Origin of the sequence: Pantoea sp. PNA 14-12, from assembly GCF_004364735.1 — a bacterium.
Taxonomy (GTDB): domain Bacteria; phylum Pseudomonadota; class Gammaproteobacteria; order Enterobacterales; family Enterobacteriaceae; genus Pantoea; species Pantoea stewartii.
In genome coordinates, this window is record NZ_SOAJ01000001.1 from 1 (window position 1) to 14,431 (window position 14,431).

Here is a 14,431-nt window from a genome sequence, read left to right on the forward strand (position 1 = left end):
ACCGGTACTAATGACCCGTGAGGCTTAACCTTACAACGCCAGAGGCGTTTTGGGTTGAGAGACAGAAGAATTTTCAGGCTTGTTTACCGGATAACGCCGTGCGGCCCGAGAGGGCGGTGCGGCAGACAGAATCTGCCTGGCGGCTGTAGCGCGGTGGTCCCACCTGACCCCATGCCGAACTCAGAAGTGAAACGCCGTAGCGCCGATGGTAGTGTGGGGTCTCCCCATGCGAGAGTAGGGAACTGCCAGGCATTAAATTAAAAAACCTGCACGTAACTTCGGGCAGTTCGCTACTCAACAGAGAGTAGGACAAAAGCGAACGCTTTTGAACGCTGCAACGCAGCGGCCCGAAGGGTGAATCACGGCGTGATTCATAAACTGCCAGGCATTAATTTAAGACCAGCACGCTGGTCATGACCTTACCGGTGACGCGGAAGGGCGAAACACCTGACAGCAGAACGTTTTTCTGCGATCAGTACAGAATCGGTGGAGCGGTAGTTCAGTTGGTTAGAATACCTGCCTGTCACGCAGGGGGTCGCGGGTTCGAGCCCCGTCCGTTCCGCCACTTAATTGGAAAGCCCTGACTTAACGGTCAGGGCTTTTTCCATTTCTACGGCAATCAGCCCAGGGCAATCACTTCACAGCTTATTGATCGCGCATTGGCGTGCTACTCAGTCCTTTCCTTAATATAAAAGACATTACCTCCGCGCACTCTCCCGGCTGCATAATCTTCCTGCTGACATTCCGGTCTGTCCTCGACTGGCGCTCAAAACAGGCGTATTGAAGGTCCGGCTTCACCTCACCCTCTTTGCACTACACTATCAGGCGGTCATTCTCACGACGCCGTATTCGCTTACGCCCTCCTGCGCTTTCAGGGACGCAGAACGGCTGCAAACGAGGCTGGATTTGCGCTGTAAACGTCATCAGAAGATGATGTTTAAACAGTCTGGCGAGGGGAATTACTGCTTTCAGGGGTGGGTGTACGGCTGTAACTGAGTCTGTATATGCCAGGGTTGCTCTACTACCCATTCGCTTAAAAAATCAATAAAGGCACGCACGCGCTGGCTTACGCCAAGATCGCTGTAATAGACAGCATTGAACGGCATCTCTACCGGTAAACGTTGATCGGCCAGGATCTCCACCAGACTTCCGTCAGCGATCTCTTTATGCACCATATAATCAGAAAGGCAGGCAATCCCATTACCGTCCAGACAAAGCTGCTTGATGGTTTCTCCGCTGTTAGAATCCAGTTCCGAACGGATGATGTAAAGTTCCCCATCGTTACAGGCGATTGGCCAGCGGTTAAGACGTGGCGCATCAATAAAACCGAGACACTGATGATTATCCAGATCGGCTGTGCGCACAGGAATACCATATTTCTCCAGATACCCGGGAGAGGCAATAAAGCGGCGATAGCTGGTGAACAGCAGTCGTGCCCGCAGGCCTGAATCGGTAAGGCTGCCTGCCCGAATCGCCACATCGACTTTACGCTCGATGAGATTAATGAAGTTTTCAGATGAAATCAGTGAAAGGGCAATCTCGGGATAGCGCTCCCGAAAAGCTTTTATCATGGGCATCAGGAGATGCAGTATGACAGGAGTGGCGGCATCAATACGTAACAATCCCTTGGGCGCATGACGGCTCTCTATCAACGCGTCTTCTGCGGCCGTCATCACCTGAAGAAAATGCTGAACCTGCTGGAAATAACGTTCTCCTTCCTGCGTTAACGCAAGATTGCGTGTGGTGCGCGTCAGTAAAGCCAGTCCGAGTTTATTTTCCAGTTTTTTGATCGTGCGGCTGACGGCGGAATTGGCCATCTGCAAGGCATCCGCCGCGCGGCTGAAGCTCCCGTTTTCAACCACGCTGACAAATACTTTGAGTTCTTCAGAAGATGCCTTCATTGTTTCCTTCACGTGAAATAGCGCCTGAGGCCATATACCGCTAATTAAAGCACAGCCTGCCGTTTACCCCCTTGGCGCGGATGGCTTTTTGGTAAAGTGGGCTAAAGAAGACGAAAGCGCCTTTCCGTCAGGCCGGTTATCTTTTTAGTGGAAGAAACGGTCTGCACAGGCCGGATTACGCCATTCGTGACGACAATAAAGTGGGAGGGCGGTCTCGAACAATCGTCGGCATCGATTGAAACTGCGTACTAAAATCCCTATAACAGATAAGTGACATGAATTTCTGAATGATTAGCCAGGCGGGACAGTGCGCAAAAAAACCTATGCGATGAGATATGTAGCCGGACAGCCAGCGGAAAGGATCTTTCCTCCGGGTGCCATGTTTCATCTCGGCCAGGCACTGCCACCGGGTGAGCCACTGCCCGCCGATCCCACTTTGAAAGTATTAGTATGGAATATCTTTAAGCAGCAGCGCGCTGACTGGATGTCCGTGCTGGAAGGGTTTGGTAAGGATGCCCATCTGGTTCTGCTTCAGGAAGCGCAGACGACGCCCGAGCTAATCCGCTTTGCGACCAGTAACTATCTGGCGGCCGATCAGGTCCCGGCTTTAGTGCTGCCTCAGCACCCCTCTGGCGTCATGACGTTAGCTTCTGCTCACCCTGTTTATTGTTGCCCCCTGCGCGAGCGAGAACCCCTGTTAAGGCTCTCAAAATCCGCCTTAGTCACGGCGTATCCGCTTCCCACGGGCGAGATGCTGATGGTTGTGAACATCCACGCGGTAAATTTTAGCCTGGGCGTGGATGTTTACAGCAAGCAGCTCGGCCCCATTGGCGAACAGATTATCCATCATCGCGGGCCTGTCATTATGGCGGGCGACTTCAACGCCTGGAGCCGCCAGCGCATTAACGCCCTCTATCGCTTTGCGCATCAGATGAAACTGGAAGAGGTGATGTTTACCGCCGATCACCGGCGTAAAGCCTTTGGCAGACCTTTAGATTTCGTTTTTTATCGCGATATACACGTCAGTGAAGCCTCGGTTCTGGTGACGCAGGCATCCGACCATAACCCGCTTTTGGTTGAGTTCAGTACCAGACGATAAAGGTGACATCAGGCAGGAAAGGGCAGAGAGAACGTGGTCACGGGCAGGATGTAGAATCAAACAAGAAAAAAGGCTGACAAATGTCAGCCTTTTCAACGTATCAGGTATCTGGTGTTGCGTTATTCTTAACGAACAACGTGAGCTCGTCACCAGGCTGAATATCTTTTGCGTTACTCACAACACTGTTCCAGCGCATCACGTCTTTGATGTTAACGCCGTGACGACGGGCGATACTGTCAAGAGAATCACCCTTACGAACGCGATAGGTGATGCTGTTGCTATTATCCGCAAGGCTCGTGCCATTCGAACCCACAGTCAGTAGCTGACCGGGACGAATACTGGCACTGCGCAGGTTATTTTGCTGCTTCAGTGCGGCCACGCTGACGCCTAACTTATTCGCAATACCGGATAAGGTATCGCCGCTTCGCACTTTGTAGCCCCCCTCATTGCTGGCTTTCGCCAGTTGTGTGGGCTGCACGGCAGAGATATCACCGGAAGCCAGTGAATCACGCAGCTTTGCGACGTTAGACTTCGGCACCAGAATGTAATGTGGCCCATTGGGTGCTGTTGCGCCGCCTTTATAACCGGTATTGAAGCTCTTCAACTTGGTGAGCGACATACCCGCCATTTCTGCGGCCTGCGTCAGTTTTATCTGCTGACCCACTTCAACGCGTGCCAGAGCACGGTTTTCGTCAGGCGTCGGCAGTTTGATACCGTAACGCTTGTTGTGCTTAAGCAACTCGCTCAAGGCCAACATTTTTGGTACATAAACCGTGGTTTCACGTGGAAGCGAAAGATGCCAGAAGTCGGTAGGCTTACCGCGCGCCTTGTTCTGTTTAATCGCTTTGAGTACCCGTCCTTCTCCGCTGTTGTAAGCCGCCACTGTCAAAAGCCAGTCACCACCAAACATCGTATTAAGACGCTGCATCATATCCAGTGCTACTTTCGTTGAGGCGACAACATCGCGACGACCATCGTAGTAACGGTTCTGTTTTAAACCATAGTTTCGACCCGTACTCCCAACGATCTGCCAGATGCCAGCGGCATTTGCAGATGACGTTGCGTGAGGATCAAAAGCGCTCTCCACTATGGGTAGCAGTACCAGTTCCATCGGCATATTACGTTTCTTAATCTGCTCGACTATCCAGTACATGTACGGCTCTGCCCGTAATGTTACATCGTGGAGATAGCTCTTATTTTTTAAAAACTTTAATTTCTGTTCGCGGATCCGGGCGTTTTCCGGAATCCCCATCTTCAACTCGTCACTAATGAAACGCCAGAGATCATTATCTTCTGCGAGGCCAGTTCCATCTTCCTGCCATCGCGGCGATAAAAGTCGATCACCGTATTTTCCATTTTCACTTTGACCAGCTGAAGACAGACTCTGGGCATGCTGTTCGGGGATATTGGCGTCATTCCGTGATGCCTGACATCCTACCAGCAAGACCGAGGCGAATAATATCGCTTTAGCCTTCATGTGTGTGTCAATAGTTCGCTTAAAAGACGAGCAACTATACGTGACGGTCCTTCACAACACAACCCGAAAAATCAAAAAGCGTCTTTCTTCTCGCGTAGAACAGCAAATGTTTGCCATACGGGCCCAACCCCAGCATCAACGTTTAAAGCGCGTTGTAAATCAGCATCTTGCGTTCGGAGAAATAAATTTATCACACGCTCATGGGCCAGTTTTGTAGGTAAAGTAATGCGGTTTTCGGCCCGTAAGTCCTTAATTTTATGGTATTCAGCCGTTATTTGCGGATCGTGGGGTAAAATTGCGGCAGCAAACTTCAAATTGGATAAAGTATATTCATGCGCACAGCACACCAATGTGTCTTCCGGGAGCGAGTTAAGCTTTTGAAAGGATTGGTACATTTGCTCGGGGGTGCCTTCGAAAAGCCGTCCGCAACCACCTGAGAACATCGTATCTCCACAAAAAAGATAAGGTGCACTGTAATATGAGATATGTCCTAAAGTGTGCCCCGGCGTTGCGATGACCGCGAATGACAGGCCCAAAACGTCAACGTTATCTCCTTCACGCACGCATGTTTTTGCCCCTTTATCTGCCGTTTCCTGCGGACCGTAAACGGCAATCTCGGGAAAATGTTCACAGAGCGTTTTCACGCCACCGACATGATCGTTGTGATGATGCGTCAGCAAAATGGCGACAGGCTGCCAGCCATTGGCCTGAATTTTCTCCAGAACCGGCTGGGCTTCACCCGGGTCAACAATCAGGCATTTTCCTTCGTCATCTGTTAACGTCCAGATGTAGTTATCTTGCAGTGCAGGAATGCTGGTAAGATTCATAAATACCTCTCGCTGGTCGTTAAAAGGAAAATGGTAAAGCATGAAGCCCGCCAAGACACGCCAAATCCTGAACGCCCCACGCTCATGGCACGATATGCCATGGGGCATTTACTTTCGCGATGCCCTGACGCAGCAACTTCAGCCTTACCTCGGAAAGCTTTATGGCTTTCATATGCTTAAGCTTGGCAACCTCAGCGCAGAAATCAATACGGAACAGTGCGCGATTTCCCATCAGGTCAGCGTAGGTGTCGAAGGTGAAGGCTTACAGGTCCTGGCGCATCCCACCCAGCTCCCGTTCGAAGCCAAGTCTGTCGATGCCTGTTTACTGGCCCATACGTTATCCTGGAGTCAGGATCCCCACCGGGTATTGCGGGAAGTGGACCGGGTATTGATCGATGATGGCTGGATGATAATCAGCGGCTTCAATCCGTTCAGTCTGCTGGGCATCAGTAAAATACTACCCGGAATACAGCGTAAAGCGCCCTGGAGCGGGCGCATGTTCAGCCAGATGCGATTACTGGACTGGCTGGGATTGCTGAATTATGAAGTGGTCTTTCGTACGCGTTTTCAGGTGTTGCCCTGGCACCGGCAGGGCGGCAGAATGATCAGCGCTCACTTACCTGCTTTGGGGTGCCTGAATATCGTCGTCGCGCGTAAGCGCAGTTTCCCTCTCACGCCGACCAAGGCAAGAATGAGTCTGAGCAAAAGGCCCCTGCCGCAGCCTGTGAATGCGACACGGCAGTTCAGACACGTCAACGATCAGGATTCTGGTTGATAGCCGATATCATCAAAAGCCGGATGGTTTGCGGCATGGCGTGCCAGTTCATCGCAGCGTTCATTCTCCGGGTGGCCCGCATGGCCTTTAACCCACTCCCATTGAATCTGATGGGTGCTGAGCGCAGTATCAAGCCGTTGCCACAGATCGACGTTTTTAACCGGCTTCTTATCGGCTGTTTTCCAGCCGCGTTTTTTCCAGTTATGAATCCATTGCGTAATGCCCTGGCGCACATACTGACTGTCGGTACTCAATACCACGTCACAGGGTTGTTTCAGGGCTTCCAGCGAGACGATAGCCGCCATCAGTTCCATGCGATTATTGGTCGTCAGGCGGTAACCGGCGCTAAATGTTTTTTCATGTTGCCCATAACGCAAAATTGCGCCATAACCTCCCGGGCCCGGGTTGCCGAGGCAGGAACCATCGGTATAAATTTCTACCTGTTTGCGCATCTCTGGTAGACTTCCTTCTGACAAAACGCCAAGTCTGACATAAAACGAGCCCTATGAGCACTGCAAATAACCGCCAAATCGTTCTCGATACTGAAACCACCGGTATGAATATGATCGGGGTGCATTATGAAGGTCACCGCATCATTGAGATCGGTGCCGTTGAAGTGGTGAACCGTCGCCTGACAGGGAACAACTTCCACATGTATCTCAAGCCCGATCGGCTGGTCGACCCGGAAGCGTTTGGCGTTCACGGTATTGCCGATGAGTTTCTGCTGGATAAACCGACCTTCAGTGAGATTGCCGATGAGTTTCTTGACTACATCCGTGGTGCAGAACTTGTTATTCATAATGCCTCGTTTGATATCGGCTTTATGGATTATGAGTTCAGCAAGCTTGAGCGCGGCATCGAAAAAACGGAAACCTTCTGCAAGATTACTGACAGCCTGGCGATGGCGCGCCGTATGTTCCCCGGTAAGCGCAACAGCCTCGACGCGCTGTGTTCACGTTATGAGATAGACAACAGTAAGCGTACGTTGCACGGCGCACTGCTCGATGCCGAGATCCTGGCCGAAGTCTTTTTAACCATGACGGGCGGACAAACGTCCTTGTCTTTCTCGTCGGAAGAGGATCGCTCGCGTCAGCAGCAGAGCGAAGGCATTCAGCGCATCGTTCGGCCCACATCAGGATTGCGCGTGGTCACCGCCAGTGATGAGGAAATCAGTCATCACGAATCACGGCTGGATCTGATCATGAAGAAGGGGGGCAGTTGCCTCTGGCGCGCCTGAGTCGCAAAGATTTGTGTGTAAAATCAACATCGGGGCGAAAATAGCAGCAAACGGAAGCGGGCAGGGGGAAAACCGTTGACGGCGAGTAATGATGTGATTAATATGCGCCTCGTTCCCGACGGGGAACAAAGCGCGGAGCGGTAGTTCAGTTGGTTAGAATACCTGCCTGTCACGCAGGGGGTCGCGGGTTCGAGCCCCGTCCGTTCCGCCAAATTTTGACGCCATGCTGGTTATCAGCATGGCGTTTTTGCTTTCTGGCTCTGGACGTTTCTCGTCTTCCTCTCAACAGCCGGTTTGCCCGTCACGCTCAGTGCTATCCCGTATTTTCGACCTGATGCCCGTCGCACCCAATAAATGCCCCATAAAGGCAGGGTAAGAACGACGTTCCCGCAGCCAGTCCTCACAGAAACGGACTGACTGGCAGTAAGCGTGAATCAGTCTTTCTGCATCGCGACGGCACCCGACGGGATTGTCGTATGTTTTCCTGCAACCTGTTTTTCCCGCGCCACCAGCCAGTAGCAGCTTGCCGCCAGCGCCACGCCGATAAACCAGCTAAAGTTGGCGACCTGATGCAGAGAAGGGATAAAGCTAATCACCAGACAAATAGCGACCGAGGGCAGCAGGGCAACAATGGCTTTTGGGTTAAATCCACCGCGATACCAGTAGCGCCCCTGCGGTGTGGCATCGAACAGATCGTCCACAGAAATACGGCCGCCTTTGATCAGGTAAAAATCGGCTAACAGAATGCCAAACAAAGGCCCGATAAACGAACCCAGTACGTCCAGCGTATAGTGAATCAGTTCAGGCGACTGGAACAGATTCCACGGCGTGAGCAGGACCGAACCCACCGCTGCAATCATCCCCCCGGTACGAAAACTGATTTTCTGAGGCGAGCAGTTAGAAAAATCGAAAGCAGGAGACACGAAGTTCGCCACAATGTTGATGCCAATCGTCGCGGTGATCATGGTCAGTAAGCCAATCGCCACGGCTAAATCGCTGCCAACCATGCTCACGGTTTCGATAGGATCGGTGATCATTTTGCCAAACAAGGACTGCGTACCCGATACAATCACAACGGTCACGATGGAGAACAGCAGGAAATTGAACGGCAGTCCCCAGCGGTTACCCCGGCGAACCTCACTCATGCTTTTGCCGTAGCGAGAAAAGTCACCAAAGTTCAGCAGCGGGCCTGAGAAGTAAGACACGACCAGTGCCGTTGCCGTAATCATCTGCCAGGTTTGTTCACCGACGGACAGCGATTTGCTGGCCAGCGTAAACGAAATACCGTCGAATCCGGTTTTGTATACAATCCAGCCCGCCAGTGCCAGCATGACGACGTAAACGGCGGGACCAGCGATATCAATAAAGCGCTTAATCGCACTCATGCCGTGCCAGAACACCATCGCCTGCAGAACCCACATCACGCCAAAGCAGTACCAGCCCAGTTGCGATAAGCCAAGCCAGTGGCTGTGCGTCAGGCTTTCCAGCGACGGATAAAACTTCAGCAGCACCAGCATCAGCGCATTCGCCGCCAGCCAGGTCTGAATACCGTACCAGGCAAACGCAATCAGGCCGCGGATCACCGCCGGAATATTGGCGCCAAAGACACCGAATGCCTGGCGGCAAATGACCGCATAAGGCACGCCGGCCATCTGGCTGGGTTTAGCGACCAGGTTGGCGCAGAGCTGAACAATACAGATCCCCGCCAGCAAACACAGCAGCACCTGCCAGCTGGCCAGCCCTAATGTGAAGAAGCTTGCCGCGACCACGTAGCCGCCCATGCTGTGCACATCCGACATCCAGAAGGAAAAGATGTTGTACCACGACCAGTTTTGATGACGGGTAGGCGCCAGGTCAGCATTACATAGCTTCGGACTGTATGCTTTTCCGGCTTCAGAGGCCGATGTGTTACCCACCGTTGAATGATTTGGCATGAAACCTGCTCCTCTCAAAGACATGAATAAAATAACCTTGTGAAATCACATTGCAGGATCCAGGCCAGATTTGTTTTTTGTATACAAAATTTATTTTTAACGTATACGATAAGTGACGCAATGATGTTTACCGGAGCGGGTGATGAAGAGTGAAACAGGCCAGAGAACGGCGGCCGAGCTGCATGATAAAGATGAACCTATCTATCAGGCGTTAATGAACGCCATTGTCGAACATCAACTGCCGCCCGGCAGCAAATTGCCGGAAGAAGCGCTTTCAGAGGTCTTTGGCGTGAGCCGCACGGGCATCCGTAAGGTCTTGCAGCGCCTTGCTGCGGTGCAAATGATCACGCTCACGCCCAAACGTGGTGCACATGTCGCCACACCGGGCGTGGAGGAAGCGCGGGATATTTTCCGCACCCGAAGCCTGCTTGAGTGCGGCAATCTTTCTGCGGTGCTGGAACATCTGCAGGCACCCCACCTGGCCGGGCTCACGGCCCTGGTTGAGCAGGAAAAAGAAGCGATTGCCCGGCATGACGGGCCGGCGGCGATTCGTCTGTCCGCGGCCTTTCATATCCAGTTGCAGGCGATTTCGGGCAATCAGGTATTAACAGATTTGGTGACGCAACTGGCCCAGCGATCGTCGCTGGTGATTGCCACCTGGGGCGCGCCCTGGCAGCGCGGTTGTCGCTGTGACGATCACGGCCAGTTACTCCAGCGACTCCGGGAAAAAGACCTGGTGTCACTGACCGCCTCGCTGCAGCACCATTTTGAACACATCGTTGCCAGCCTCCATTTTGAGCGCGGAGGCGAAACACTACCGGATTTTTCCCGACTGTTTGCCGGGCATAAAGGAGCCGTATCATGAGCCTGATTCAGGTTATCAATCCCAATACCAGCCAGGCGATGACCGAAACCATCGGTCAGGCGGCCCGCGCGGTGGCCGCACCTGGAACGGACATTATTGCCGTTTGCCCTTCGCAGGGCGTGCCGTCGATTGAAGGGCATTTTGATGAGGCGATAGCGGCGATCGGCGTGCTGGAACAGGTGAAGCTCGGCAAAGCGCAGGGCGTCAGTGGCCATGTGATTGCCTGTTTTGGCGATCCTGGCTTGCTGGCGGCACGCGAACTGGCCAGCGGGCCGGTCATCGGTATCGCGGAGGCGGCCATGCATACCGCCACATTGGTGGCAACGCGTTTTTCAATTGTCACGACGTTGCCCCGCACGCTGGTCATCGCACGCCATTTACTTCAGCAGTACGGTTTTACGCACCATTGTGCTGCTTTACATGCTATTGATTTACCCGTGCTGGCGCTGGAAGACGGCAGCGGCGTGGCGCAGGAGAAAGTGCGCCAGCGCTGTATCCAGGCAAAGCGGGAAGATGGCTGTGGCGCCATTGTTTTAGGCTGTGGGGGCATGGCAACGCTGGCCGCGTCGCTGACAAAAGAGCTGGAGATGCCGGTGATTGATGGCGTCAGCGCCGCCGTCAAGATGGTGGAATCGCTGGTGGCGCTGGGTTTTGGCACCAGTAAACAAGGCGATTTAGCTTATCCGCTACATAAACCGCTCTCAGGTGTCTTTCAGCACCTAAACTAAGCAGATGTTCCCGTTCAACGACAGGATGCAAGTGATGACTGAAAGCCAGGATAAAAAAACCTACAGCTTCAATAAGAATTACCCGCGTGACCTGATCGGTTACGGTGGAAAGCCTCCACATGCGCGCTGGCCAAAGAAAGCGCGCGTCGCGGTGCAGTTTGTACTCAACTATGAGGAAGGGGCAGAAAACAACGTTTTGCACGGCGACACGGGTTCAGAACAGTTCCTGTCTGACATCATTGGGGCGGCCAGTTATCCGGATCGGCATATGTCGATGGAATCCCTGTACGAGTATGGATCCCGCGCCGGTTTCTGGCGCATTCACAATGAGTTTCAGAAGCGCGGACTGCCCCTGACCGTGTTTGGCGTCGCGATGGCGTTGGCGCGCCACCCGGACATCGTGGACGCCATCAAACAGGCGCAGTATGACGTGGTCAGCCACGGCTGGCGCTGGATCCACTATCAGGGCATTGATGCTAAAACCGAACGTCAGCACATGCAGCAGGCGGTGGATGTGTTAACGGACCTGTTTGGCAAAGCGCCCACAGGCTGGTACACCGGACGCGACAGCCCCAATACGCGGCGGCTGGTGGTGGAACAGGGCGGCTTCAGTTATGACAGCGACTATTATGGTGATGATTTGCCGTTCTGGACTCAGGTCACCTGTCAGGACGGTACGGTAAAACCCCATCTGATCATTCCTTACACGCTGGAATGCAACGATATGCGCTTTGCCTCGCCCCAGGGTTTCAATACCGCAGAGCAGTTCTTCACCTATCTGCGCGATACGTTCGACGTGCTGTATGAAGAAGGCGAAACCGCGCCCAAAATGATGTCGGTGGGGATGCACTGCCGCCTGTTAGGTCGCCCGGGAAAATTCCGCGCCTTGCAAAATTTCCTCGACCACATTCAGCAGCATAAAGATGTGTGGATTTGCACCCGGCAGCAGATTGCCGATCACTGGATAAAAACCTACCCCGCGCCAGAGGCGTAATCTCCCGGCGGCAAGCGCGTGACGGCAAAAGGATGTCGCCACGCGCTGCCCCGGTTTCCGGCATTGTCGTCCGCACGGCCCCACTCAGTCACATAACGTGGGATCGGCCTCAATCATCAACTGCTTCATCTCTTCGAAATGCCGCAGAGAGAAGTCGGGGATGCCTTCCCAGTCACGGGCCGTTTTTTCCGCGACCTCGTCGCTCAGCACCTTCAACGGTTGCCCGGTAGACCAGGCGGTGACCAGAATCTGGCAGGCCCGCTCCAGTGTCCAGATATCATCATAGGCCTCGCCCACCGTCTGGGCGGTAACCATAACGCCGTGATTACCCATCAACAGACGACGCTTATCGGTCAGCAGGCTGGCCAGTCGGGCGCCTTCCTCCTGAGTGTCTGCCATGCCCCCGTACAGGGTATCCACCGCGATACGGTTGAAGTAGCGCGCACTGTTTTGATCGACAGGCGGAATGTGTGGCTGCGCCAGACAGGCGACGCTGGTGGTGTAAACCGGATGCAGATGCATCACGACCCGGGTTTCTGGGAGCCGCTGATGAATTTGCCCATGGATCGACCAGGCCGTGGCGTCTACATCATCCCGCTCTCCACAGGCGGTATCTTCTGCATTAAGCAGCAGCAGGTCGCTGGCGCGAAGCCGTGAAAAGTGTTTCCACTTTGGGTTCATCAGAAACTGCTTACCATCCGGTGAAACGGCGGCACTGAAATGGTTCGCTACCGCCTCATGCATGCCCAGGTGGGCAATAATGCGAAAGGCCGCCGCCAGATCGATACGGGTCTGCTCTTCAAAAGAAAGCGCCATATTCCCTCCTGAAAATGAACGCGTGACGGGCACGCGTTTGAGATTAAGGTTTTGGCATCAGGGTGTTGAGATCGTCGGCTGTTGGCGCTTCAAAATGGTATTTTTTGAGCAGCGCGGCATATTCGGGCGTTTTACTGAAGGTAGCCAGCGCAGCGACCAGGGCTTTTTTCACCTCCGTATTGTCCTTCTTCACGCCAAAACCGTTTAACACCGGATAGATAAGTGTCGTGGAGGAAATCTGAATACGGTCGCCCAGCTTTTGCACCACGCCACGCGCCACGGCGGCATCGGTAATCTGTGCTTCGACCGCATGGGAGAGCATCGCCTGCGTTGTCTGCGGATCGGTCGAATATTCGCTAATCGCGATGGGGGGTTTACCGTTTTTCACACAGTAGTCGTCAGACAGTTTGTGTAACTGCTGCAACCACGACGTGGCGCCCATCGAACCGATTTTATGGCCGCAGAAATCTTCAGGCGTTTTGGGTTGGTAATCGCTTCCCTTCAACGACAGGATAGCTTCGCCGCTTTTCAGATAGGGAATCATGTCGATCACTTTCATGCGATCGGCGGTGATGTACATCGACGAATTAGTCATATCAAACCGGTTACTCTGCAAGCCGGTAATCAGGTTAGGGAAACGGGTATCAATGTTAACGGCCTGACGGCCCATCACTTTGGCCAGACCATCAAGAAACTCAATGTCAAAGCCGGCGGGTTTATTATCCTTCATGTACTCATACGGAAAGAAGGTCATATCCGATCCGGCGATAATTTTGCCGGGTTGTAAAAAGGCTGAGGCGTTAAAGGACGCCAGTACAGCGCCTGCGGCAAGCAGACTTAACACGTAGGTTTTCATCATTATTCTCTCTCTGAAAAATGCCATCAGACGTTGGCAAGATCTTTACCGGCCTGTTGAACAAAAAACGAAGCACCGCGCGGTTTCTGCGGCAGGCGGAAGGCGTTTGCGGTGCTGCGGATCATGCCGCTCTCCTGACCGTAAACCAGCGTGCCCGCATCCGGGCTGGGTAACGGGTTTTCACCGAACGGCAGTGCATCTTCAGCGGCGTACACGGCGATAAACAGTGTGCGCGGCCATTCGGTTTCATTGGGACTGGAGGCGTGCAGCAGTCGGGTATGCATAAAGCACACAGAACCCGAGGGACCAAAACAGGCGGTAGGTTGCTGGCACTGTTCTTTCACCACTGCGGGATCAACGGCACCGGTAAAGCGGCCACCCTGCCAGTGTGAATAAAGCGGCCCCTGATGGCTGCCCGGCACCACGTTCAGCGGACCATTTTCCGGCGTGACCTCACTGACCATCAGCAGCGCGGTCACGATATCGTCGTTGCTGTGCGGGGTGAACAGGAAATCCTGGTGCCACTCCACTTTCGTTGCGGTATGGGGCAGTTTCGAGTTGATCTTACTGTGATGATAGCGTGCACCGCTGCCCCCGATTAACTGTCCGGCAATCTGCGCCATACGTGACTGTAGTGCCGCATGGCGATAGGCGGCAGAGATATCGTTCGGTGAGCTGACGCGGCGCAAAGAAGGATGATCGGCACGGTGATCGCTCTCAATATCGAAACGCGGACGCCCATCCTGCGTATCACCCCAGGGCGCATTCTGGCTGCGGCTTTCCTCAAGCCACTGGTCAAAGTCGTGTTGTAGCGCTGCGATTTCATCGCTTGTCAGGACATTTTCAACTACCAGAAATCCCTGCTGGTGATACTGATCTACCTGCCACTGTTCAATCATGGTCGTGCCCTCGTGATTAATAC

14 protein-coding genes, 2 tRNA genes and 1 rRNA gene are annotated in these 14,431 nt (G+C 53.5%); 9 read left to right on the plus strand and 8 right to left on the minus strand.

The features are described 5' to 3' along the window. Positions 1–135 precede the first annotated feature (135 nt). Positions 136–251 (plus strand): 5S ribosomal RNA (gene rrf, locus C7434_RS00010). A gap of 237 nt (positions 252–488) precedes the next feature. Then, positions 489–565, plus strand: a tRNA-Asp gene (locus tag C7434_RS00015). 403 nt (positions 566–968) lie between these two features. Here C7434_RS00015 and yafC read toward each other — a convergent pair. Then, a complete protein-coding gene (yafC, locus tag C7434_RS00020; RefSeq protein ID WP_033738487.1) occupies positions 969–1,901 on the minus strand; it encodes a DNA-binding transcriptional regulator YafC in 933 nt (310 codons plus the stop codon). A 307-nt stretch (positions 1,902–2,208) separates the two neighbouring features. Between yafC and C7434_RS00025 the strand changes: the two genes are divergently transcribed. Then, positions 2,209–3,000, plus strand: coding sequence for an endonuclease/exonuclease/phosphatase family protein (locus tag C7434_RS00025; RefSeq protein WP_006117999.1), 792 nt, complete (start codon positions 2,209–2,211; stop codon positions 2,998–3,000). Positions 3,001–3,100: 100 nt separating this feature from the next. Here the strand turns inward: C7434_RS00025 and mltD are convergent, their stop codons facing one another. Continuing rightward, positions 3,101–4,477 carry a murein transglycosylase D gene (gene mltD / locus C7434_RS00030; protein ID WP_033738490.1) on the minus strand — a complete coding sequence of 459 codons (1,377 nt, stop codon included), beginning with the start codon at positions 4,475–4,477 and terminating at the stop codon, positions 3,101–3,103. Positions 4,478–4,548: 71 nt separating this feature from the next. Beyond that, complete coding sequence (gene gloB, locus C7434_RS00035; RefSeq protein ID WP_054688126.1) at positions 4,549–5,304, minus strand: hydroxyacylglutathione hydrolase; 756 nt, start codon at positions 5,302–5,304, stop codon at positions 4,549–4,551. Positions 5,305–5,344: 40 nt separating this feature from the next. On the opposite strand from gloB, the gene C7434_RS00040 reads away from it, so the two are divergent. Next, positions 5,345–6,079 carry a class I SAM-dependent methyltransferase gene (locus C7434_RS00040; protein ID WP_033738493.1) on the plus strand — a complete coding sequence of 245 codons (735 nt, stop codon included), beginning with the start codon at positions 5,345–5,347 and terminating at the stop codon, positions 6,077–6,079. Here C7434_RS00040 and rnhA read toward each other — a convergent pair. Next, the gene (rnhA, locus tag C7434_RS00045; RefSeq protein WP_006118003.1) at positions 6,064–6,531 is read right to left on the minus strand and encodes a ribonuclease HI; all 468 of its coding nucleotides are present in this window, start codon (positions 6,529–6,531) and stop codon (positions 6,064–6,066) included. The two genes, C7434_RS00040 and rnhA, sit on opposite strands and share 16 nt — an antisense overlap. A 53-nt stretch (positions 6,532–6,584) precedes the next feature. On the opposite strand from rnhA, the gene dnaQ reads away from it, so the two are divergent. Together dnaQ and C7434_RS00055 are read left to right on the plus strand one after the other, a co-directional pair. Further along, the gene (gene dnaQ, locus C7434_RS00050) at positions 6,585–7,316 is read left to right on the plus strand and encodes a DNA polymerase III subunit epsilon (RefSeq protein ID WP_006118004.1); all 732 of its coding nucleotides are present in this window, start codon (positions 6,585–6,587) and stop codon (positions 7,314–7,316) included. A gap of 134 nt (positions 7,317–7,450) precedes the next feature. Further along, a tRNA-Asp gene (locus C7434_RS00055) sits at positions 7,451–7,527 on the plus strand. Between the two features lie 223 nt (positions 7,528–7,750). On the opposite strand, the gene C7434_RS00060 is transcribed toward C7434_RS00055, so the two are convergent. After that, on the minus strand, positions 7,751–9,250 hold the full coding sequence (locus C7434_RS00060) for an NCS1 family nucleobase:cation symporter-1 (protein ID WP_033738495.1): 1,500 nt from the start codon (positions 9,248–9,250) through the stop codon (positions 7,751–7,753). Between the two features lie 142 nt (positions 9,251–9,392). Between C7434_RS00060 and C7434_RS00065 the strand changes: the two genes are divergently transcribed. The 3 genes from C7434_RS00065 to puuE are packed head-to-tail and all read left to right on the plus strand — an operon-like array spanning position 9,393 to position 11,837. Continuing rightward, entirely contained in the window at positions 9,393–10,115 is a 723-nt protein-coding gene (locus C7434_RS00065; protein ID WP_006118006.1) for a GntR family transcriptional regulator, read from the plus strand. Next, positions 10,112–10,843 carry an allantoin racemase gene (gene hpxA / locus C7434_RS00070; RefSeq protein ID WP_033738498.1) on the plus strand — a complete coding sequence of 244 codons (732 nt, stop codon included), beginning with the start codon at positions 10,112–10,114 and terminating at the stop codon, positions 10,841–10,843. The genes C7434_RS00065 and hpxA overlap by 4 nt, the downstream gene beginning before the upstream one ends. A 34-nt stretch (positions 10,844–10,877) precedes the next feature. Continuing rightward, complete coding sequence (gene puuE, locus C7434_RS00075) at positions 10,878–11,837, plus strand: allantoinase PuuE (RefSeq protein WP_033738501.1); 960 nt, start codon at positions 10,878–10,880, stop codon at positions 11,835–11,837. A gap of 84 nt (positions 11,838–11,921) precedes the next feature. Here the strand turns inward: puuE and C7434_RS00080 are convergent, their stop codons facing one another. From C7434_RS00080 to C7434_RS00090, 3 genes are read right to left on the minus strand one after another with little or no spacing between them, the layout of a single operon-like run. Beyond that, positions 11,922–12,653 (minus strand): class II aldolase and adducin N-terminal domain-containing protein, encoded by a 732-nt coding sequence (locus C7434_RS00080; protein ID WP_006118009.1) that lies wholly within the window; start codon positions 12,651–12,653, stop codon positions 11,922–11,924. A 43-nt stretch (positions 12,654–12,696) separates the two neighbouring features. Further along, on the minus strand, positions 12,697–13,512 hold the full coding sequence (locus C7434_RS00085) for an ABC transporter substrate-binding protein (RefSeq protein WP_033738503.1): 816 nt from the start codon (positions 13,510–13,512) through the stop codon (positions 12,697–12,699). A 23-nt stretch (positions 13,513–13,535) separates the two neighbouring features. After that, on the minus strand, positions 13,536–14,408 hold the full coding sequence (locus C7434_RS00090) for a phytanoyl-CoA dioxygenase family protein (protein WP_033738505.1): 873 nt from the start codon (positions 14,406–14,408) through the stop codon (positions 13,536–13,538). Positions 14,409–14,431 lie beyond the last annotated feature (23 nt).